Origin of the sequence: Listeria booriae, from assembly GCF_000766865.1 — a bacterium.
GTDB classification, from domain to species: domain Bacteria; phylum Bacillota; class Bacilli; order Lactobacillales; family Listeriaceae; genus Listeria_A; species Listeria_A booriae.
Map to the genome: position 1 here is coordinate 139,922 of NZ_JNFA01000019.1, position 22,851 is coordinate 162,772.

The following is a 22,851-nucleotide window of genomic DNA, read 5'->3' on the forward strand; positions in this document are numbered from 1 at the left end:
TGACAACGAATGCCTATTAATCAGGTTCATTCATCACCACGCTGTAAAATCCTTGCTTATTGTGCACTATCGGAAGAAGTCCCAGTATCTGTGCTCGTTGATTCTGTAAGATTAATTGTTAATTTCTGCGTGATCGCATCTTTCGCTAAATCAGCAGCTTGATCATTGATTTTGAAAGTCACGGGCGTTGCATTTCCGATGGTTACTTTCGCAGACTTACTACTCGCTAAATCAATCGTTTTGGTTTCGCCGTCAGCAACAAGTCCACCGAAAAGGCTAGAACCGTTCGCATCGGTTACTTGAATCCAGCTCTCTCCACCTGATACGACAAATGTTAATGCTAATTTGTCAGTGTTGGAGACAGTATATGTGGAAGCACTACCAGATGTTTCGGTTTTGATTTCCATTTTCTTAGGTTCTTCTTTTTTAGTGTCTGTTGTTGTGTCTTTTTTCGTCGTATCTTTCTTCGTTGTTGTATCTTTGTCTTTCGAGTCGGAGCTTTCTTTTGTTGAATCGTCTACTTTCACGGTTTGGTCGCTGTCTGTCGTTGTTTTGACTTCGTTGCCAGATCCGCCAGCACTGTAAATCGCAAAATACCAAATAACGAAACCGATAATGACAATAAACAGCCCAATCAAAATCTTAGGCACGAGACCAAAAACGGAATGTGTTTTATGCGGATTATCATTGCCTGGTTGGCTTGCCGCAAGTGGTGCACGGCGTTGCTGCGCTCGAGTAATCTGTTCGTTTACCGTTGCTTCTTGGCTTGTTGCCGGTACCTCATTCTCAAATTCTTGGAAAAGCTCTTCACTGTTTAAATCAACAGCTTCTGCATATTGCTTAATAAAAGCGCGCGCATAAAATTTTCCTGGCATTACTGCGTAGTTACCTTCTTCAATTGCGACAAGGTAGCGTTTTTGAATTTTTGTTATTTGTTGTAGATCGTCAAGGCTCAGTCCTTTTGCATGCCTTGCTTGTTTGAGTTTCTCACCTAGTTCGGTCAATTTTAAACACCTACCATTATAAAATCTTTTCTTACCTCATAAACCAGCCACCATTTAGTCGCAGTGTCTGTCCTGTCATATAACGCGCGCCATCGCTCGCCAAAAAGGCAACAGCTTCTCCAACTTCTTCCGGTTTTGCAAAACGGCTCAGTGGAATTTCGGTTAATAGTGCGGACTTCTCTTCTTCACTAAATAACTGGTTCATCTTTGTATCTACCATTCCAGGAGATACTACATTGACGGTTGTACCTGATAAGGCTATTTCTTGCGCCAACGCTTTACAAAAAGCAATCTGCGCTCCCTTTACAGCCGAATAGGCCACTTCCATCGCTGCCCCAACTTCTCCCCAGATAGAACTAATAAAAATAATTCGTCCAGCCGTGCTTCGCTGTAACTTTGGAAGCAAGCTCTGCAATAGTTGCATTGGAACATGGACATGAATATCCCATAACTGCTTCATTTCCAGTTCGGACATATCTTGAAACAGGCCATAATAACTCGTGCCTGCTGCATGCACAAAAACATCTACTTGAAAAATAGCTTCTTGCAACGTCGCGATAGCTTCAGAATTAGTAAAATCAGCTTGAATAGGGATAACGTCAACATCGAAATGTCGTAACGCTTCTTGAAGTAGCTGTATGGCGGCGTCGTTACGATAATAATGCAAATATAGGTGAAATCCTTGTTTCGCAAGCGATAACGCGATTTCTCTTCCTATATCTCCACTCGCTCCAGTAATCAGCGCGTATTTCGTATCTTGCATCAAGACGGCAAACCCCTTCTATCCATTTCTTTCATCATAGCATGACTTAGCCATAATTGCCATTTATTTCGTTGAAAATGTACCAAGATTTTATTCTGGAATAATTTGGAATGTTGTTACTCGGTCTTCTAAATAAATGCGTTTCAAAAAGTTCTCGACATCAGCAACAGTAACAGCTTCAATCGCAGGTAAAATATCAAACAGTGACGCTTCTTCAAAAATATACTGTGAAAATTGATTCGCAATAAATTCAGGGGAATTCAACGAACGTAAAAACTGCCCCATTTTCTTGCGTTTAATCAGTTCCAAATCGGCTTCGTTAAAACCAGTTTGAATCGCATTTTCCAATGTTTCTTTGATTTTTGATTCTTGCAAATCAGGATCTTTCGCATCACCACCGATGAGTACGAAAGAGAAGCTGTCTTGTAAACTATAATCAAAACCGAACGTATCGTCAATAATACCTTGGTCGTATAAATCTAAATAAGCCGCAGATGTTGTACCAAAAAGGAGTTCTAACATGATATCGCCAGTCATTTCGTGTTGTACCGCTTCTTTTCCGCGCAACAAACCGATATCTTCTTTAATAGCAACTAGGTTTTTAGCGATTTGAACGGGAAATTTCAATGTCTTTTTAGGGACGGCGACAGATTTTGGTTCATCTGGGAAATGTCGTTTGATAGGTTTTGCTGGTGCGAAAGTTTTCTTAGCTTGGTTGGCGCGGACTTGGTCAATCGCTTGTTCTGGATCTACGTTACCAACGATGAATAAAATCATGTTGCTTGGGTGATAGAACGTGTTGTAGCAAAGGTAGAGCAAGTCCTTGTCAATGTCAGCGATAGATTCGACGGTACCAGCAATGTCGATTTTTACAGGATGGTGATGGTACATATTTTCAATCGCACCGAAATAGACGCGGAAATCAGCATCGTCATCATACATTTGGATTTCTTGGCCGATAATGCCTTTTTCTTTTTCGACTGTCTCTTCGGTAAAATACGGTTCTTGCACGAAGTCTACTAATGTTTCGAGGTTTTCTTCGACATTCGATGTGCTAGAAAATAAATAAGCTGTGCGCGTGAACGACGTAAAGGCGTTTGTAAAAGCTCCTTTTTCGCCAAATTTGAAAAAGACATCACCATCTTCTTTTTCGAATAATTTGTGTTCTAGGAAATGCGCGATGCCGTCTGGAACATGTGTAAAGGCATCTTGACCAAGTGGTACGAATTCATTGTCAATCGAACCATAATTCGTCGTGAAAATCGCAAATGTTTTGCTGAACCCGTGTTTTGGTAGGACGTATACTTGCAAACCGTTGTCTAATGTTTCATGGTAAACGGCTTCTTTTAATTGATCAAAGCTTTGTTTCTGCATTTGAATCCGCTCCTTTGCTTAAGAAATAAATGGTGTCGAGTTCAAAGGATGCTGCTGCCTTCACAACTTCTTCTTTCGTAACTTCGGAAATGCGTTTTAACCAGTTCGGCAAGTCGAGATTGGCTTGTTTCAATGTGTTATTGTACGCCAATTCGATTAGCCCTTGTGCTTGGTCGTTCGCTTCTAGTAGTTGGTTGGTTAGCATTGCTTTTGTTTGCGCAAATTCTTCCTCTGAGAAATCACCAGCTTGCATCGCCGTTACTTGTTCTTCGATAATAGCTAAGGCTTGCTCGTAGTTTTTCTCATCGATTCCTGCAGAAATGAGCATGAAACCTTGGAACGAGTCCAGTCTACTGTGTGCATAATAAGCAAGGCTCGCTTTTTCGCGGACATTTATAAAAATTTTAGAGTTGGAGAATCCGCCTAATAAGCCGTTTGCTAATTGTAATGGAACGTAAGCATCATCACCGAACAAAATGTTTGTGCGGTAGCCAAGTACTAGTTTTCCTTGATTAATTGGTTGGTTTTCTTTTACTGTATTGACTTCTATTGGATGAACCGGTGCAGGCGCCTCAATCGGACGATACGCGCGGTCGGTAAATGGCAAAGCTTTTACGTGTGCGATCACGTCTTTCTTAGCCACATCGCCACAAATAAATAAATCAATCGTGTCTTCTGCTAAAAGCTGTTGGTAATACGCAAACAAATCCGCGCCTGTAATAGCAGGAATGTCTTCTAAAACACCAGCGGCTCCGTATTTGAAATTCTCATTAGCAAACATGATTTCCGTCAAGCGTTTATTAGCATAACGAATTTTGTCATCGTAGACGCTTTCTAGTCGTTGTGCTAGATTTTCTTTCTCACGCGCTACCGTTGCTTCATGAAAAGCCCCATCTGTCACATTCGGTTGGAAAAGAATTTCTTGCAATAATGTAAAAGCTTGTCCTAGTAAGCCGTCGCCATCTGGAACGAACTGGCCATCTACCATGTCTAATACAGCGGTAAGCACGTGCTCATCGCCCTTTTTATCCACGGAAGTATAGAAATTCGCGCCATAAAGACTCGCTAATTCTTTGCGAAAAGCCGTTTGTGTTGGATATTTTTTCGTATTTGTTTCAAGTAAAGCCGCAAGCAAGGCCCGCTTTGTAGATGTCGCCCGGTCAAGTGGCGCTCTGAATTTAAAAACAATTTTATTGGATTTGTATTTATCAGAAGGAATAAGCGTGAGTTGAACCGCACCGATTTGTTCTTTGTATTCCTGTTTTTGAGTCGTCATGAAAAAATCCCTCCTTATTTTCCTAAGCTCTGTATATTGTACCGTATACCTGCATATGTACACAAAGAAAAACATCCGAGTTCGGAACATAACCCCAAGTAAATCGGCGACAAGCGCTCGCATTCAGGGCGTTTGGCGGACTTCCGGTCCTCATGTACAGTCGTACACTCCGCTTCCGGCTTCCACCAAACGCCCTGAATACAAACGCTTTCGCTCGATTTGTGTAAAGCGAAATTTCCCATCCTACCCAAAGTAACGGGATAGATGATTTCGCTTTATCTTGAGTTTTGTCCAAACCTCGAATGTTTTCGCCTTATTTTCCTTTAATATAGTTGATACCATCTGCTTTTGGAGCTTCGGATTTACCGATAAGTCCAACAAGTGCCAAGATAGTTAGAACGTAAGGCGCGATTTGTAGGTAAACATCTGGGATACCGCTGAAGAATGGTAGTTGACCACTGATAATGCTCAAACATTGCGCAAATCCGAAGAAGATGGCAGCGCCCATTGCGCCAAGCGGGTTCCACTTACCAAAAATCATCGCGGCAAGTGCCATGTACCCTTGTCCTGAAATCGTTGCATGACCGAAGTCTAGTGTAAATGATTGGGCGTAAACAGCACCACCAAGCCCACCTAGAATACCAGAGATGATAACCCCTTGATATCGCATCCAACGAACTTTGATTCCCATTGTATCCGCCGCTAGAGGATGTTCCCCAACAGAGCGAAGACGCAGACCGAATCTTGTTTTGTAAATAATAAACCAAGAAGCTATCGCCACTAAAATCGCGACATAACTCATAACTGGGACGTTTTTGAAGAAAATATCGCCAATCACTGGAATGTCTTTTAGGACTGGAATATCAGGTTTACCGAAATAATATTTGATTTGATCCGTTTGCCCTTTATCATAAAATACTTTGACAAGGAATAACGAAATACCTAATGCTAAAAAGTTAATCGCGACACCACTAATTACGTGATCTGCGCGGAAATTAATCGTTGCTACTGCATGTACTAATGAGAATAATCCACCAATAAACATACCCGCAAAAAGGGCAATCCAAGGCGTCCAATCACCAAAAATATGTGCAAACGTTAAGTTAAATACGATGGATGAGAAGGCTCCCATAATCATCATACCTTCGAGTCCGATATTAACAACCCCGGCTCTTTCCGAATAAACGCCGCCGAGCGCTGTGAAAATGAGTGGTCCAGCCATTAACAATGTACTAGAAACAATAATCGCTAACGTTGAAATCATTTTGTTTTCGCTCCCTTCTTCGCAAATTTATCCATTGCCCAGCGAATAATGTAACTGGATGCTACGAAGAAGATAATAAGCGCGATAACCACGTTTACTAACTCATTTGGAACTCCAGCAACAGCAGGCATGTTGAGCGATCCTACTTTTAATGCTCCGAACAAAATCGCGGAGAAGATAATACCGATTGGTGAGTTACCGCCTAGAAGTGCAACGGCAATCCCATCAAAACCAGTACCTGGTGATGTTGGTAAGACGTAAGCCGTTCCGTAGTTTCCAAGTCCTTCCATCGCACCTGCTAAACCAGCCAAGCCCCCAGCAATAATCATCGAAATCACGATAGTTTTCGCCACACTCATACCGGCATATTTAGAAGCGTTTTGGTTGAAACCGACTGATTTCAGCTCATAACCAAATGTTGTTTTGTCAATAACAAGCCACATAATCAGAGCGCAACCGACAGCGATTAATATACCCCAGTGAAGCGAGGAATACTGCGTCATCTCTTGTAAAAATGGAGATTGCAGTGACGCGGAAGCAGGAATTTCTTTTGTTTTGTCCATTTGGTTTGTCAGGACGTTTTGAACGATATAATTGAAAATATAAAGTGCGGTATAGTTCAGCATGATGGTTACGATTACTTCGTTCACGCGTAGGGTTGCTTTTAAAATCCCCGGAATGAACGCCCAGATAGCACCGAAAATGATACCAGCAAGCAGGGCAAGTGGTAAGTGAATCCATTTGCTTAATCCGTCAAAAGATAAAGCGACAGAAACGGCACCAATCCAGCCCATAAGTAATTGTCCTTCTGCACCGATATTGAAAAGACCAGCTTTAAAGGCAATCGCGATGGATAAACCGACTAAAATATAAGGTGTTGCTTGACGAATCGTTTCCCCTAAGTAGAAAGAATCTCCAAATGCCCCTTGAAAAAGTGCGATGTAGGCGTCAACCGGATTGTAGCCAAAGAGTAACATGATGAGTGCTCCGAAAAGCAGACCGAGAATAACGGCTGTAATCGGAATAACAAGGGCTTGTATTTTTTTAGACATGCGATTTCTCCCCCGTTTCCGCTTTTCCTGAACCCGCCATCAGCAGGCCTAGTTCTTGCTCGGTTGTTTCTTCTGGTTTCACGATAGCCACAATTTTACCTTCGTAAATAACGGCAATGCGGTCGCTGACATTCATAATTTCATCTAGCTCAAAAGACATTAGTAAAACGGCTTTACCTTCATCGCGTTGCTCGATAAGGCGTCTATGAATAAATTCGATAGCCCCGACATCCAGTCCACGTGTTGGTTGTGCTGCGATTAGAAAATCAGGATCACGGCTGATTTCGCGAGCAATAATTGCTTTTTGTTGGTTACCACCGGATAATGCTTTTGCTGCTACGTATTCGCTACTTGTACGCACGTCGTATTCTTCGATTAGTTTGCGCGCAAAGCTATACATTTCTTTATGATTTAGAAAACCTTTACTAGAAATCGGCTTTTTGTAATACGTTTGTAGCGCGATGTTCTCACCAAGTGACATTTCGAGTACAAGACCATGTTTGTGGCGATCTTCTGGAATGTGACCTAAACCGGATTCTGTAATGCGACGCGGTTTTTTGTTCTCGATATTTTCGCCTTTTAGAAGAATCGAGCCAGATGTTGTTTTTGTGAGGCCGGAAATGGCTTGGATAAGTTCGCTTTGTCCATTACCATCAACCCCTGCGATACCAACGATTTCGCCAGCACGGACAGTAAGGTTAAGTCCTCGAACGCTTTCCACACCACGTGCTTCTTTAACGACTAGATCTTTTACTTCTAGAACATCTTTACCAGGATTCGCAGGTGTTTTTTCTGTTGTGAAAACAACTTCGCGGCCGACCATAAGATTCGCTAGTTCTTGCGGATTTGTTTCTGGTACGTTTACAGTTCCCATGCCTTTACCACGACGGATAACCGTTACACGATCACACACATCCATGATTTCTTTTAGTTTATGCGTAATCAAGATAATCGATTTACCTTCTTTAATCAAGGTGCGCATAATCGAAATCAGTTCTTTAATTTCTTGCGGTGTTAAAACAGCAGTCGGTTCGTCAAAAATAAGAATATCTGCACCACGATACAATGTTTTTAGTATTTCAACACGTTGTTGCATACCAATTGAAATATCGCTTATTCTCGCATTTGGGTCTACTTTCAACCCGTAGCGGTCCGAAATCGCTTGAATCTCAGCGAGTGCTTGCTTCTTCTCAATGACACCGAATTTACTAGGTTCTTTTCCTAAAATAATATTTTCAGCAACGGTAAATTTATCAACGAGCATAAAATGTTGATGCACCATGCCGATTCCAAGGTCATTTGCTTTATTAGGGCTATGAATCGCTTCTGTTTTACCGTTGACACGAATTTCGCCACCATCAGGTTCATAAAGTCCGAACAAAACATTCATCAGTGTTGATTTTCCAGCACCATTCTCACCTAGCAACGCATGAATTTCGCCACGCTTGAGCTGCAAGGTAATGTTATCGTTTGCCACAAACCCAGAAAATTCCTTTCTGATCCCTAACATTTCAATAACATAATCCACTGTCTCACTCCCTTTATACAACTAGTTATCCATCTTTATGGACGGATTGCTTTTTTGATGTAAACCGTTTTACAAGACTGAATTCTATGTAAAATAGTCGCTTTTTCTTCTAGCGTTTTTGAACTATGTAGTTTGATAAAAAAGTCATCACCTTATTCTATTTCGAAACGCGCCGTAATGCAATTCATTTTTTGAAAAAAAGTGTAAAAAAAGCGATAATCATTTAAAAATATGCTTTTTGACCTAATTTGCGCGAATTTAATCCCAGTTATTTTGAGTAATAACGCTTACAAACCGAACAAAAAAAATAATCGCTAACGAATCATTCAGCTATTAGCCAAAATAAAAGCCGGGAGAAACCGGCTTTTATCGGAAAACATCATCAAGGTTTTTCTGGAACTTTAATGTCGCCATCGATGATTTTTTGTTTGTACTCGTCTACTGCTTTTAGAACTTCTGGTGTTAAGTTATCTTGGCTTGAAGAAAGACCTACTGCGTTTTTATCAAGACCATATTCGATTTTCTCGCCACCTGGGAAGTCTCCAGCTTTTGCACGTGTTGCTAAATCATCTACTGCGATGTCTACACGTTTGATTTCAGATGTTAATGTTACGTTATATTCTTTGCCGTCGTTTGCAGTGACAGCGCCTTCGTCCCATTGGTCACGGTCAACACCGATTACCCAAACGGCACGTGATGGATCTTTTTTCTTCAAGTTCTTAGCTTCTGCGAACACACCGTTACCAGTTGCACCAGCTGCGTGGAAAATAATATCTACGCCACCATTGTACATACCAGCTGCGATTTGTTGTCCTTTATCTGCTTTTGCGAAATCATTCGCGTATTGTACTTTCACTTCTGCTTTAGGATTAACTGCTTTTACGCCTTCTGTGAATCCAGCTTCAAAGCGATCGATTACAGCACCTTTAACGCCGCCAACAAACCCAACTTTATTTGTTTTTGTCGTTAAGCCGGCAACTACACCGACTAGGAAAGAACCGTCGTTATCTTTGAAACCGATACTTACAACGTTATCGCGGTCTGTGATAGTATCATCCACTAATGCAAAATGGTTTTTTGGTTTTTGTTTAGACACATCTTCAATAGCGTCTTTTAATTTGTAGCCAATTCCGTAAATAAGGTCATAGCCACTGCGAACTGCTGTGTTTAGGTTTGTTTTGAAATCTGCTTCAGAAGCGGACTGCAGGTAGTTGTAGCCGTCAGTGCCTTTTTCAAGACCATTAGCTTTACCAAATTTTTGTAAACCTTCCCATGCTGATTGGTTAAATGAACGGTCATCTACCCCACCAGTATCGGTTACCATGGCTACAGTAAATTTATCACTGTCTCCACCACTCTTCTTACTGTCATCTGATGATCCACACGCGCTAAGTACAACACCTGTCGCTAAAATCATGGATAGTGCTAAAGCAAATGTACGCTTTTTCACCTTAAAACCCCTCCCGAGAGATAAAATTATAGCTATTGGCATCCTATAAACGAACGTTTAGATGTTATGTATGAATTATGTTCCCCTTTTGCTGTATCTAAGCGTTAGTCCTGAAAACGGATACTATAACTACGTTTAATATACCACGTAAAATCAAATAAATAAATATCGAAGCTTAAAATAAGTATTCAAAATATATTCGGACTATTCTTACTTCTGTAAATGTATAACACTTGCCAGACAGAAAAAAGATTTGCATAATAGGATTATGTGTAAGAAACGCATAATTTTGATTAGAGACGAGATGATTTTAGATGAAAATTGGATTTATAGGTTATGGTAGTATGGCGGACTTGCTGACGCGCCAGTTTTTGGCACATTCAGATGTGGCCGCTTCAGACATTATTGTCTATGCGCGTTCGGCAAATGATAAATTGCAGGAAATGCATGATTTATTCCCCGAGTTAACGATTGCAGCAACGAGTCAGGAAGTTTTTGAGAAGGCAGCGCACACGTTTGTCTGCGTCTTACCACTTGGCGTTTTACCAGTATTGTTGGATGCAAAGCCTGCCCTGTCAGCGGATAAACATGTGATTTCAATCGCAGCCGGTGTGAGTGTCGCAGACTTGGCGCATGTAACAGATCAAGCGCAGTTTAGTAAATTGATTCCTTCTTTGACGACTTCTGTCGGTATCGGGACGAGCTTGGTGAACCACGGGTCGAATGTTTCGACGGAAAATCAGACATGGCTTTCGGATGTACTAGGAACGTTCAGCTCAGTTATGGAAGTCCCCGAGGAGAACATCGATTTAGCAAGTGACTTGACAAGCTCTTCTCCTGGCTTTATCGCAGCGATTTTTGAACAATTCGTGCAAGCTGCCGTTCGTAAATCAGATTTGACAGAAGCAGAAATTTTCCAAATGATTAGCCATTCATTAGCTGGTACGGCAAAATTATTGGCAGAGCGAGGTTACACATTCGATTCATTGATCAAGCGCGTGGCTACGAAAGGAGGAATTACTGCTGAAGGCGTAGAATTAAGCGAAGCAAAGTTACCTGCCTTCTTTGATGAATTATTAGCCCGCACAGAAAAAAAATACGACCACCATCACGCAGAAATTAAAAAACAAATAGATGAATTGTTTTAAAAATAAGACGCAGGACCAATTGCTGGCCTGCGTCTTATTTCTGTCCGTGTCGCTACGCTGAGCCTATTCAGGGATGTCGTCGGTGATATTAACTCGGCGCGGCTTGCTGCCTTCATGTGGGCCAACTACGCCGCGTTGTTCCATTTCATCGATGATTCGAGCAGCACGATTATAGCCAATCCGAAATTTCCGTTGCAACATCGAAACGGAGGCTGTTTGCATTTCGCGCACTAGTTCGACAGCTTCGTTATACAATTCATCTTCTGCTTCATCCGCTACATCAGGAACTTCGTCGGGAATCATTTCTTCGTTGTACTGTGCTTTTTGTTGCGCGACAACGAATGATACGATGTCTTCTACTTCTTGATCTGATAGGAAGGCGCCTTGAATTCGAACGGGTTTGCTTGCTCCAACTGGTAGGAAGAGCATATCACCACGACCGAGCAATTTCTCTGCGCCTCCCATATCCAAAATTGTTCGCGAATCAATCGCACTAGATACTGCAAAAGCGATTCGTGACGGGATATTGGCTTTGATTACGCCTGTGATAACGTCTACAGATGGACGTTGTGTGGCGATAATCAAATGGATCCCAGCGGCACGTGCCATCTGCGCTAAACGAGTGATGGCATCTTCGACATCATTGGAAGCTACCATCATCAAATCGGCCAACTCGTCGACGATGACAACAATGAATGGAAGTTCTGCTTGTTTCGCTTCATTTTGCTCGTTATGTTGGCGAACATGTGCGTTATAGCCTGCCATATTACGGGTTCCTGTATGTGAAAATAAATCGTAACGTCGCTCCATTTCGGATACTACTTTTTGTAATGCTTGGGCAGCTTTTTTTGGATTGGTTACGACGGGTGCTAGTAAATGCGGAATACCATTGTACACGTTTAGTTCGACCATTTTTGGATCAATCATCATCATTTTCACTTCATGTGGTTTCGCTCGTAAAAGGATACTTGTAATAATGCCGTTAATACATACTGATTTACCGCTACCTGTCGCACCTGCAACGAGCATGTGTGGCATCTTGTCTAAATTCGCGACAATGGCGTCACCAGAAATATCGCGTCCTAGAGCGATTTGTAACTTCTCATCAGGTCGATCATTCGGATTGTTCTCCAACACTTCGCGGAGCGCTACCATGGCGACCGTTTGATTGGCCACTTCTATCCCGATGGCTGATTTTCCTGGGATTGGCGCTTCGATGCGGATATCTTTAGCGGCGAGTGCCAAGGCAATATCATCACTTAGACCAACGATTTTACTTACCTTCACGCCGACAGATGGCTGCACTTCGTATTTCGTTACTGCTGGGCCTAGATGTACTTGCGTTATTTTTGCTTTTACGCCGAAGCTTTCGAATGTGGATTCTAGTTTCTGCGCGTTCGCTTTGATTTGGTCGTATTCTTTGCTTTGGTCGGTTGGTTTTGCTGGAGTTAGGAGGTCGATTGGTGGCAACTGGTAGATTTCATTCTCAAATGATTCTTGCTGAAATGTTATCGGCGCGACTTCTTCCTCTTCTTTCGGTTCTACTACTTCTTTCTTCACGGGTTCTTGCGCTTTCTGGAAATTCGAAATGATTGGTGGCAAGCCGGATTCTTTCTGCTCTTTCACTTCTTCTACGATTGGTTCTGCTTCAATGACTGGTTGTTTTTTTGGTTTTGGTGCTTTTTTTGGTTTCGGTTTGCGGTTCTTCCCTTTTTCAAATAAGTGCTGTAGTTGCTCAAATGCCTGTGTTAGAAAGGCACTTACTTTGGAAAAGGCGGTTTTTAATGGAATTCCGGTTAGTAGCGATAAGCCGTAAAGCACGATGATTGTTGCTAAAATATTTGTGCCAATTCGGTCGACTAAAAAATATGTAACGGCTACAATGCCTGAACCGATGATGCCCCCGCCAACGTTGTCAATTTGACTTGGATGCAAAATGTTCTGTGTTAATAGCTTCCACATCGTTGCAAAAACGGAGGACCCGTCTGCCATCACATGTGACACGTACCACATTTCTATGAATGTAAGTAAACCAATAAAAATCAAATAACAGCCTAAAAGCCGCTTTGTAAACAATTGTGGAAATTTTCCTTTGAAAACAAAATACACGCCTAAGATGGTTAATCCGGCAAGTAATACGATTGCCAAATTCCCCGCGACAAACTCGCCTAATGCGTAGACTAGTCGACCGATAAAACCGAGATGGAATATGCCGATAAGACTGAGTCCAGCCATAATAACGCCGCTTATTTCAAAGGAGTAAGATTTTGCTGTTTGTTTTTTCTTTCTCGTCGTCTTTTTTGAACGCGAGTTTTTTTTCTTTGTTTGATTTGCCAATGTCCCCACCCTATCCTTTTTTTGCTCGTTTCATTATAGCATACATGGGACGATTATTCCTCCACCTTTAGTACGAAATACGAAAATATGTTCTTATATGCAAAAAAGACATTTCCGATACTGGGAAACATCTTTTTGCATTTATAGGTGTGGTGTTCGTTTCTTCATCATTTTTCCGCCGCGGACTTCGGACATGCTATTGCCGACTGCCATGAAGGCTTCGGGGTCGATGTCATCCAAGATGGAAATAAGTTTCGGTTCTTCAAAACGGGAGATAATAACGAAAACTACTTTTTTTATGTCGCCTGAATAGCCACCGGTTGCATCGATATATGTAACGCCTTTACCAAGTTGTTCGATGATTTCGGTACCAATTTTTTCATAGTGATGGCTAATAATAAAAGCACTTTTCGATTCGTCTACGCCGCTAATGACGATGTCGATTACTTTATATGCTAGAAAGTATGTGATAAGCGAGTACATTGCCCGATCCCAGTTAAATACAAGTCCTGCGATTAGGAAAATGACGATGTTGATTGCCATAATAATTTGACCCGTGGAAAATGGTGATTTGCCATTAATAATGATGGAGACGATTTCCGTACCATCCAGCGCCCCGCCGTTACGAATAACGATGCCTACGCCAAGTCCAAGTGTCACACCACCGAACACGGTTGCCAGTAATAAATCATCGGTGACAGGCTCTAAATCATGCAAAATCAATGTGACTGTTGACATGACTGCGATGCCATACAAGGTAAACAAGGCGAAATTCTTGCCAATTTTGCGATAACCAATAATGAAAAATGGAATATTTAAAACAAAAGTTAGCACACCGAGTGGCGCTGGCGTCAATTGTGAAATAATGATGGAAATACCAACAACGCCCCCATCTAAAATTCGATTATTTACTAAAAAAAGTTCTAAACCCACACCCATCAAAATGGCGCCTAACGTAATCATTAAGATTTTGTAGATAAGCCATTTCGTTTTGTTCCGCTTTTTTTGAAATACGTCTTGCACTATCTTTTCTTCTAGTGCAGCTTCTCCTGATTGCAATCCCCTTCACTCCCATGCTGTTTTCTCATTCTTAAATTATACCATATAATAATGGTCGGCAAAATAATTATTTCATAAATTGAACTACTTTTATGGCTAAATTGCTCAATTTTTCTTGCATATGTAGCAATATGTATAGTATCATAGACAATGCGCAAACTAGGAAATTCATTTTTCCAATAAAATTTAATTAAGGGTGGTTAGAACATGAACAGCTATCAAGTGTTGTTATATTACAAATACACAACGATTGATAATCCTGAACAATTCGCAACCGAGCACCTCGCTATGTGTAAAGAAATCGGTCTTAAAGGACGGATTTTAGTGGCAGAGGAAGGCATTAATGGTACGGTTTCAGGAACAGTAGAAGAAACGGAAAAATATATCGAAGCAATGCACGCAGATCCGCGTTTTGCCGATATGGTATTTAAGATTGATGCAGCAGACAAGCATGCGTTCCAAAAAATGCACGTTCGTCCACGCACAGAAATCGTCTCCCTTTCTCTAGAGAATGACGTCAATCCTTTAGAAGTAACTGGTAACTACATGGAGCCTGAAGAGTTCCGCGAAGCTTTAAAAGATGAAAATACAGTGATTTTAGATGCACGAAATGATTATGAGTTTGATTTAGGTCATTTCCGTGGCGCTATTCGTCCAGATATTACAGCATTCCGTGATCTTCCTGATTGGGTAGAAGAGAATCGTGACATGTTTGAAGATAAGAAGATTGTAACGTATTGCACGGGCGGTATCCGTTGTGAGAAATTCTCTGGTTGGTTGAAAACAGCTGGCTTTGACGATGTTTCTCAATTACATGGCGGTATTGCAACGTACGGCAAAGATGAGACCGTAAAAGGCGACCTTTGGGATGGCATGATGTACGTATTTGATGAGCGTATTGCTGTTCCGATTAATCGTGTCGATCATACGATTGTTGGTAAAGATTATTTCGATGGTACGCCATGTGAACGCTACATTAATTGCGCGAATCCATATTGCAATAAGCAAATATTAGCTTCCGAAGAAAACGAAGAGAAGTATTTGCGTAGTTGTTCTCATGAATGCCGCGTACATCCAGCCAATCTTTACGTGAAAAAACACGCGTTAAGTCAAGAAGAATTAGAAGCTCGCATTGCTAATTTAGAAGAAACAGTAAGTGCAAAATAAAAAAATGAGTGGTTCCCGTCAAAATTGGGAGACCACTCATTTTTTAGTTATCTCGATTGGCGAGTCTTGCAAAATCGACATGACGAAGTTCTGCAAAATCTCGAAGTTCCCCTTGTACCAAAAGCGATTTCCGCGTTAATGCTGCAATGTTTTTAGCACTTAGCAACGTCATGATGCTTTGTAACTGCTCCGTCCAACCTCGCAAAAATTGGATTGTTGTTTCGACATCAGCTGTTTTTAGTTGATGTAAAACGGTGCCTGCAATCCCGACTGATTTTGCGCCAAGGGCTAGGCATTTCACGACGTCAAGTGGTGTTTTAACCCCACCAGAAGCTAGCAAGCTGACCGTTGTATTTTGGCAGTCAAGCAAAGATTCCGCCGTCGTTAAGCCCCACTGTTCCAAGAATGTGTATGCCCCGTCACGCCTGCGGTCATTTTCAATTTTGGCGAAATTAGTTCCGCCTTGCCCGCCTAAATCAATCGTTTCAACACCGATATCTTGCAGTTGTTGCATCAGTTCGCGACTCATTCCGAAACCGACCTCTTTCACAATGACTGGGAATTCTTGCAGTGAAACGATTTTTTCAATCGCGCGTAACCAATTGGAGAAATCACGATCACCTTCTCGCATAACAAGTTCCTGCGCCACATTAATATGTATTTGCAAAGCATTGGCCTGCAACATGTCTACCGCTTTTCTCGCGTTATCGACCGAATTATCCGCACTTACATTCGCGAAAATAATCCCATCTGGATTTTCCGCTCGAACGATGCTATACGTCTCTTCCATCCGCGCATCTTTAAGCGCCGCCGACTGAGAACCGACCGCCATGGCTATCCCGACCTCGCGCGCCACAATCGCCAGTTGCTGATTCACTTGCTTCGTCCGTGCACTCCCGCCTGTCATCGCATTAATATAAAACGGTAAAGCAAAACGCTGCTCTGCAAAAAACGTTTCTAACTGCACCTCCTCTTGCCTAAAATCCGGCAAAGTCTGTGGCACAAAGCGAATCCCATCAAATGCCGATAGCTCCTCATCGTATTGCTGATACGCCAATGTAATATGTTCATCTTTCCTGCGTGACCGCTGATTTTCCGTCACAGCCCTCTTCTCCCTTCCATAAAAAAACACCTATAAATCAGGTGCTTTCTTCGATTTCACGCTCCAAAAACGAGAAATACAAAACTTTCTCTTCCGTCGTCGGTTCATAAACTTTCCCATTTTGAAATAAAATGAGTCCGTGAAACGTTTGGATATCATCGTCACATTCCTCACAATATTGCGTCTCATCCTCCGACCATGTTGCGAGTAGCACCGTTTTTTTCGCGGCATGGTGCGGATAAGTCCCTACTAATTCACGCGCCATTTCTAAGTACTTCGTCATCGCTTCTGTTTTCTCTGTATAAGTAAACGATGCCTCAATATCGCTTTGCCAATCCTCAAAAAACCACCAAGGCTCATATTCGCCCTTTGTTTTAATCACTTGAAATTCATTCATCTAAAAAACTCCTAACATTCGTTCACTTCGTGTATGTAAGTCATTATAACACAGCAGCGGCCAATCTCATCCTATCTTGCTTCGATTATGTTATTTTTTGAAATATAATAGGAAACACGGTACACTATTGGTAATGACAATAAAGAGTCTGGGACATAACCCAAATAAATCGGCGACAAGCGCTCGCATTGTTGAGGCTGTTCGAAGAAACTGAGATACAGCCTCAATATGCCTACGAGTTTACGAGTAGGCGTTCCATCAGGATTCAGACGGCAAGTTCCAAGCGGTTCTGCTACACTAACGTTACGCATAACTTCTCGCATGGTCGGGGATACGACTCCCTCCCTGCTTTCAGTCATCACATACACAAGTATGCTCCGCTTCCGGCTTCCACCAAACGCCCTGAATACAAACGCTTTCGCTCGATTTGTGTAAAGCCAAACTTTTCATCCTACCCAAAGTAAATGGCTCGGCGGTTTTGCATTATTTTGAGTTTTGTCCCAACCTCACTATTGATAATGACAATAAAGGATAGGTGATGAATTATGGCTCGCAAGACTGTAATAATGCGTGTAACTGGCATGGTGCAAGGCGTTGGCTTCCGTTACACAACGAAACATTTAGCGTATAAATTAAACATTAGCGGCATCGTAAAAAACTTAGAAGATGGCTCTGTTGAAATTCAAGCCATTGCAGAAGAAGACGATTTGGAGAAATTCATCGAAGCGGTCAAAAAAGGACCCTCTCCTGCTGCTAGAATCGGCGAAGTTTACATTTATAAAGATGCTCCTGTCGAAGAACGCAAAACATTTGATATTGAGTATTGATTAAGCGCTACTTTTCGATTATAGTTAAGGCTGTAGTTATTTTTATGAAGGAAGGAGTGGTTGCGTGTGTTTGAGTCATTAATCCAGATGGCTTTAGGTCCAGAATATATTTCGCTTTATGTCACCTTCTTTATGACGATGGCTGTGTTGCGTTACTGGCCGATTTTAGCGATGGTGAAGCCAACAATGGTATTGCACACGAAACATCTGTGCATCACGCCACTTCCTGTTATTCACTTGAAGCCTGTGGTAGCTTATCCGATGCGCTTTATCATCGTATGGCTCGTCCAAGCAATAACGCGTTTTTCCAGTACCGACGACGAAGCTTCCTTGTCTTTTTCCTAATGACGCATAAATACGAACTGAAATTTTAGGAGGAAATAAGACATTGAAAAAGAAAAATATATTATTACTTATTATGATTGCCGCATTATTTTTTGCGCTGGCGGGTTGTAGCATGGACCCTTCACAAAACACGGATGGTTTTTTCTACATCTATCTGATTAAGCCGTTCACAACGTTTATCGAATGGATTGCTTCCTTGTTTGGTGGTAATTATGGGATTGCGATTATCGTAACGACACTTGTTATCCGCGCCGCTATCATGCCTTTAAACCTACGTACTGCAAAAGCACAAATGGGCATGCAATCGAAAATGGCCGTTGCCAAACCAGAAATCGACGAAATCCAAGCGCGTCTAAAAAGAGCGACTTCTAAAGAAGAACAAGTCAAAATTCAACAAGAAATGACAGCCGTTTATTCGAAATACAATATCAATCCGTTACAAATGGGTTGTTTGCCACTCTTAATTCAAATGCCCATTCTGATGGCGTTTTATTATGCGATTCGTGGTTCATCCGATATCGCGCATCACACGTTCTTATGGTTTAGTCTAGGTAGCCCCGATATGATTTTGGCGTTTATCGCCGGAGCTGTTTATTTACTTCAATATTTCGTATCACTCATCGGCTACACGCCAGAACAAAAGAAACAAATGCGGATTATGGGCTTGATTTCGCCAATGATGATTTTATTCGTCTCCTTCTCCGCACCGTCCGCACTCGCACTATATTGGGCAGTCGGTGGTCTTTTCCTAGCAGGACAAACGCTACTAACGAAGAAACTATACATGAAGAAACATCCAGAAGTTGAAATCATGGAAAAAGAAGAGAAAGAAATCGAGCAATTAGAACACGAACAAAATAAAAAATAAAAAAGACGTTTCGATGATTCGCGTATTGTACCTGCGGATTATCGAAACGTTCTTTTTTTATTTATCGACTTGTTTTTCAATGAGTGGTAACGTGATGGTGATTGTTGTGCCAACGTTATCTTCGCTTTCGGCTTGAATCGAACCTTGGTAACCACTAACTAACTCCTTGGCAATTGCAAGTCCCAGACCATTTCCGCCGACTTCACGGCTACGCGCTTTATCAACACGATAGAAACGGTTGAATATCTTATCAATTTCCTCTGGTGAAATACCGACACCGTAGTCTTTTACGGAAACTTTAATTTGTTCTTCTTCTTGATAAACGTGCACATCGATTTGTTTGCTATCACCGGAATATTTCACTGCATTATCGGCAATGATAATTAGGATTTGTTCCAAGTGATTATGCTGAATCATGGCGTGAAGGTCTTTGTCATCTTCTTTTAGCGTGAATAAGAAGTCTTCGTGCATCACTTCAAAATTACGTCTGACTTGCTCGACAACATCGTTTACACAAACAATTTGTAGTTCTTTCGTTTGCGAAATTTGTTCTGCACGAGATAAGTCTAGCATTTCTTGCACCAATTTCTTCATTCGCTCAAGCTCCGTTAACGACGCATTTAATGACTCATCTAATACTTCTGGATCATCTTTGCCCCAGCGGTTTAGCAGTTTCAAATGCCCTTCCATAATTTGTACCGGCGTCCGTAACTCATGCGACGCGTCCTCTACAAATTGTTTCTGTTGCTCAAAACTACGCTCGATTTGCGCCATCATGTCGTTAAACACAAGCGTTAACTCGCCGATTTCATCTTTAGTGATCGTCGTTGCTTCGATACGTTTTTGGAAACCGTTGTTACGGATATCGTTCATTGTTTTAGCCATGCGTGTCAGTGGGTTTAAGAAGTTTTGCGCAAGGAGATAACCTAGCATACCACTAATGAATAAGGCGACACCACCAAGTAAGAACATCGTCGCTAACAATTTGCCCATCATGCTATTGTAGGATGTCATCGGATTAATCACTTGTATATAACCAATCACAGTTGCATTATCTTGACTATTAAAAATCGGCATTTGCGAGATGACCATTTGTTGGCCGTTGATTGTCGGTTTAGAAAGTGTGCCAACTTGTGTTGGGCCTGTGGTAAGATAGGCGCTGTAATCATATTTGGTGTAAGCTTTGTCGTTGTAAGGAGTTCCCATATATTGTTCAATGCGTTTGCCTTTTTTATCGTAAAATACGAGTACTTGGTCTTCCATCCGATCTCTTAATGTCATACTGCTTTTTACGACCGCATCAATGTTTTCTTTCGTTAGATTGGCTGCACTAGATGTTAAGCCTGCATTGGATAAAGCGTTGCTCGCAGAAAGTGCCGTAGATGTGACTGTTTTATCTTTTTCATTGAGTAACATGCTCCCAATACCTTGATAAATCGCAAATGAAAACAAGAAGAATGTTAGAAAAATGGCTGCACTGGCGCCAAATGTCCATTTAAATTTGAGTGATCTGCTTTTTAGGGAGAATGTGTTTGGTTTTGTCATGTACGCATCACATACCCCGTACCACGAACGGTTTGAATGTAACTCTCGTCGTCATCTTTGTTATCAATCTTATTACGCAAATACCGCACGTATACATCGACAACATTGGTTTCTACTTCTGTCTCATAACCCCATACTTTGTTCAAAAGTACTTCGCGGGTTAGCACGATATTAATGTTTTCCATCAGCGTCAAGAGCAGTTCGTATTCACGCTTCGTTAGATCGATAATGTCTTCTCCACGTTTCACGATACGGCTTTCTTTCTCTACGACAATATCGCGATATTCAAGCGTCGTTTGCTTCGTTTCGTTTTCACTTGTTTCGATACGACGAAGTAAAGCCCGCAGTCTTGCAAGCAACTCTTCAATAGCGAATGGTTTCACGATATAATCATCCGCGCCGTGATCCAAGCCAGAAACGCGGTCAATAACCGAATCACGCGCAGTAATCATAATAATCGGTGTTTCTTTCACTTGACGTACGCGACGACAAACTTCTACACCGTTTAGTTGCGGTAACATTAAATCAAGTAAAATGGCATCCCATTCTTGGGTAATCGCCAGTTCTAAGCCTGTACGGCCATCATTAGCAACCGCCGTTTCATATCCTTCATGTTGCAACTCTAGTTCTATAAAGCGAGCTAAGTTCTTCTCATCTTCTACTATTAATATTCTATTCATTTACCATCCCCACCTTCAGACCCAGATATATTCCTATTACTATTGTAACTAAAATCGCCGTAAAAACAACTAATAACGGTCTTGTTTCGCAATTTATTCGTATATATTCATCGCTTCTTCATATTGTGGTAGAATTTCTCATTGGTTTGTCATTTAGCCTATGTAAAAAAACGAATGGAGGCTTATCTTATAGTAGACAAACTCCCATTCGCTTCGTATTTCTCTTATTCGTCGATTTCTGGCCATTCAGTATGGAATGTTCCAGCTTTGTCAACACGTTCGTAAGTGTGGGCACCGAAGTAATCGCGTTGTGCTTGGATTAAGTTCGCTGACAATACTTCTGAACGATAGCTATCATAGTAGCTGATCGCTGCAGTGAATGTTGGTACAGGAATTCCAGCTTTAACAGCTTCTGAAACAACTTCACGTAGCGCCCCTTGGTATTTATCCGCAATGTCTTTGAAATACGGATCTAATAGCAAGTTGTTCAAGTTCTTATCGTTATTGTACGCGTCTGTAATTTTTTGTAGGAAACGAGCACGGATGATACAGCCAGCGCGGAAAATTTTCGCGATTTCGCCGTATTGTAAATCCCAGTTGTATTCTTCGGACGCAGCTTTCATTTGAGCAAAACCTTGTGCGTAAGATGCGATTTTACTGAAATACAAGGCGCGACGTACAGATTCGATGAAGGCTTTTTTGTCGCCGTTGAATGAGTAGTTGCTTGGACCAGATAAAACAGTACTTGCATGCACACGTTCGTCTTTTAATGCCGAGATATAGCGAGCAAATACGGATTCAGTAATTAGGGAAAGTGGTACGCCTAAATCAAGCGCGCTTTGGCTTGTCCATTTACCAGTTCCTTTTTGGCCAGCTTTATCTAGGATAACGTCTACGATTGGTTTTCCTGTTTCTGGATCTTTTGTTTTCACGATGTTTTTCGTGATTTCGATTAAGTAGCTGTCTAACTCGCCGTCGTTCCATTCAGTGAACACATCAGCAAGTTCGTCATTTGTTAAACCACCGATTTGTTTTAGAATCGTATATGCCTCAGCGATTAATTGCATGTCACCGTACTCGATGCCATTATGCACCATTTTTACGTAGTGACCAGCGCCATCTGGGCCGATATATGTCACACAAGCTTCTCCGTCAGCAACAGCCGCAATTTCTTGCAAAATAGGCGCTACTAAGTCATAAGCTTTGCGTTGTCCACCAGGCATGATAGAAGGTCCTTTTAACGCGCCTTCTTCTCCACCAGATACACCCGTTCCGATAAAGTTAAATCCTTCTTCGCTTAACATTTTGTTACGGCGAATCGTATCTTTAAAGAACGTGTTCCCGCCATCGATTAAAATGTCGCCTTCTGATAGGAATGGTTTGACTGCATCAATCATCATATCGGTTGCTTCCCCAGCTTGTACCATTAATAAAATACGACGGGGTACTTCGATTGAGTTTACAAATTCCTCTAAATTGTACGTAGGAACCAATTTTTTGTCGCTATGTGCTTCTGCAACTGCTTTCGTTTTTTCGCTAGAGCGGTTAAAAATCGAGACCGAGTAACCACGACTTTCAATATTTAGAGCCAGATTGCGACCCATTACGCCCATTCCGATAACGCCAATTTCTTGTTTTGCCATTTTTTACATTCGTCCCTTCTTC

General features: G+C 41.7%; 20 protein-coding genes. 5 read left to right on the plus strand and 15 right to left on the minus strand.

The features are described 5' to 3' along the window. Positions 1-56 precede the first annotated feature (56 nt). The 8 genes from EP57_RS06625 to EP57_RS06660 all read right to left on the minus strand — a co-directional run bounded on the left by EP57_RS06625 (position 57) and on the right by EP57_RS06660 (position 9,711). Positions 57-1,004, minus strand: coding sequence for a helix-turn-helix domain-containing protein (locus EP57_RS06625; protein WP_036085360.1), 948 nt, complete (start codon positions 1,002-1,004; stop codon positions 57-59). A gap of 31 nt (positions 1,005-1,035) precedes the next feature. Beyond that, a complete protein-coding gene (gene ymfI / locus EP57_RS06630; protein WP_036085362.1) occupies positions 1,036-1,770 on the minus strand; it encodes an elongation factor P 5-aminopentanone reductase in 735 nt (244 codons plus the stop codon). Positions 1,771-1,857: 87 nt separating this feature from the next. Beyond that, positions 1,858-3,141: an EF-P 5-aminopentanol modification-associated protein YfmH gene (gene yfmH, locus EP57_RS06635; RefSeq protein ID WP_036085363.1), complete on the minus strand. Its 1,284-nt coding sequence runs from the start codon at positions 3,139-3,141 to the stop codon at positions 1,858-1,860. Then, positions 3,122-4,417 carry an EF-P 5-aminopentanol modification-associated protein YfmF gene (yfmF, locus tag EP57_RS06640; RefSeq protein WP_036085364.1) on the minus strand — a complete coding sequence of 432 codons (1,296 nt, stop codon included), beginning with the start codon at positions 4,415-4,417 and terminating at the stop codon, positions 3,122-3,124. The genes yfmH and yfmF overlap by 20 nt, the downstream gene beginning before the upstream one ends. Before the next feature lie 313 nt (positions 4,418-4,730). Continuing rightward, a complete protein-coding gene (locus EP57_RS06645) occupies positions 4,731-5,681 on the minus strand; it encodes an ABC transporter permease (RefSeq protein ID WP_036085365.1) in 951 nt (316 codons plus the stop codon). Further along, positions 5,678-6,733: an ABC transporter permease gene (locus tag EP57_RS06650; RefSeq protein ID WP_036085367.1), complete on the minus strand. Its 1,056-nt coding sequence runs from the start codon at positions 6,731-6,733 to the stop codon at positions 5,678-5,680. Before EP57_RS06650 ends, EP57_RS06645 begins: the two co-directional genes overlap by 4 nt. Continuing rightward, a complete protein-coding gene (locus tag EP57_RS06655; RefSeq protein ID WP_036085368.1) occupies positions 6,726-8,261 on the minus strand; it encodes an ABC transporter ATP-binding protein in 1,536 nt (511 codons plus the stop codon). Before EP57_RS06655 ends, EP57_RS06650 begins: the two co-directional genes overlap by 8 nt. Before the next feature lie 382 nt (positions 8,262-8,643). Then, positions 8,644-9,711, minus strand: a complete 1,068-nt coding sequence (locus EP57_RS06660; RefSeq protein ID WP_036085370.1) for a BMP family lipoprotein — start codon at positions 9,709-9,711, stop codon at positions 8,644-8,646. Between the two features lie 314 nt (positions 9,712-10,025). On the opposite strand from EP57_RS06660, the gene proG reads away from it, so the two are divergent. Beyond that, a complete protein-coding gene (gene proG, locus EP57_RS06665) occupies positions 10,026-10,859 on the plus strand; it encodes a pyrroline-5-carboxylate reductase ProG (RefSeq protein ID WP_036085371.1) in 834 nt (277 codons plus the stop codon). 63 nt (positions 10,860-10,922) lie between these two features. Here proG and EP57_RS06670 read toward each other — a convergent pair whose 3' ends face one another. Then, positions 10,923-13,196 carry a DNA translocase FtsK gene (locus EP57_RS06670; RefSeq protein ID WP_036085373.1) on the minus strand — a complete coding sequence of 758 codons (2,274 nt, stop codon included), beginning with the start codon at positions 13,194-13,196 and terminating at the stop codon, positions 10,923-10,925. Positions 13,197-13,337: 141 nt separating this feature from the next. Beyond that, the gene (locus tag EP57_RS06675) at positions 13,338-14,159 is read right to left on the minus strand and encodes a YitT family protein (RefSeq protein WP_438361526.1); all 822 of its coding nucleotides are present in this window, start codon (positions 14,157-14,159) and stop codon (positions 13,338-13,340) included. A 303-nt stretch (positions 14,160-14,462) separates the two neighbouring features. On the opposite strand from EP57_RS06675, the gene trhO reads away from it, so the two are divergent. Further along, complete coding sequence (trhO, locus tag EP57_RS06680; RefSeq protein WP_036085376.1) at positions 14,463-15,422, plus strand: oxygen-dependent tRNA uridine(34) hydroxylase TrhO; 960 nt, start codon at positions 14,463-14,465, stop codon at positions 15,420-15,422. 43 nt (positions 15,423-15,465) lie between these two features. Here trhO and fni read toward each other — a convergent pair whose 3' ends face one another. After that, positions 15,466-16,524: a type 2 isopentenyl-diphosphate Delta-isomerase gene (gene fni, locus EP57_RS06685; protein ID WP_036085378.1), complete on the minus strand. Its 1,059-nt coding sequence runs from the start codon at positions 16,522-16,524 to the stop codon at positions 15,466-15,468. A gap of 37 nt (positions 16,525-16,561) precedes the next feature. After that, positions 16,562-16,921: a DUF1033 family protein gene (locus tag EP57_RS06690; protein WP_036085379.1), complete on the minus strand. Its 360-nt coding sequence runs from the start codon at positions 16,919-16,921 to the stop codon at positions 16,562-16,564. Positions 16,922-17,466: 545 nt separating this feature from the next. On the opposite strand from EP57_RS06690, the gene EP57_RS06695 reads away from it, so the two are divergent. The 3 genes from EP57_RS06695 (at position 17,467) to yidC (ending at position 18,961) form a co-directional block, all read left to right on the plus strand. Then, on the plus strand, positions 17,467-17,748 hold the full coding sequence (locus EP57_RS06695) for an acylphosphatase (protein ID WP_036085380.1): 282 nt from the start codon (positions 17,467-17,469) through the stop codon (positions 17,746-17,748). A gap of 66 nt (positions 17,749-17,814) precedes the next feature. Continuing rightward, the gene (locus EP57_RS06700) at positions 17,815-18,093 is read left to right on the plus strand and encodes a hypothetical protein (RefSeq protein WP_052167596.1); all 279 of its coding nucleotides are present in this window, start codon (positions 17,815-17,817) and stop codon (positions 18,091-18,093) included. Between the two features lie 43 nt (positions 18,094-18,136). Next, entirely contained in the window at positions 18,137-18,961 is an 825-nt protein-coding gene (gene yidC, locus EP57_RS06705) for a membrane protein insertase YidC (protein ID WP_036085381.1), read from the plus strand. A 57-nt stretch (positions 18,962-19,018) separates the two neighbouring features. On the opposite strand, the gene EP57_RS06710 is transcribed toward yidC, so the two are convergent. The 3 genes from EP57_RS06710 to gndA form a co-directional block, all read right to left on the minus strand. Further along, a complete protein-coding gene (locus EP57_RS06710; protein ID WP_036085382.1) occupies positions 19,019-20,506 on the minus strand; it encodes a HAMP domain-containing sensor histidine kinase in 1,488 nt (495 codons plus the stop codon). Then, positions 20,503-21,186: a response regulator transcription factor gene (locus EP57_RS06715; protein WP_036085383.1), complete on the minus strand. Its 684-nt coding sequence runs from the start codon at positions 21,184-21,186 to the stop codon at positions 20,503-20,505. Before EP57_RS06715 ends, EP57_RS06710 begins: the two co-directional genes overlap by 4 nt. 224 nt (positions 21,187-21,410) lie before the next feature. After that, positions 21,411-22,829, minus strand: coding sequence for an NADP-dependent phosphogluconate dehydrogenase (gndA, locus tag EP57_RS06720; RefSeq protein WP_036085385.1), 1,419 nt, complete (start codon positions 22,827-22,829; stop codon positions 21,411-21,413). Positions 22,830-22,851: the final 22 nt, after the last annotated feature.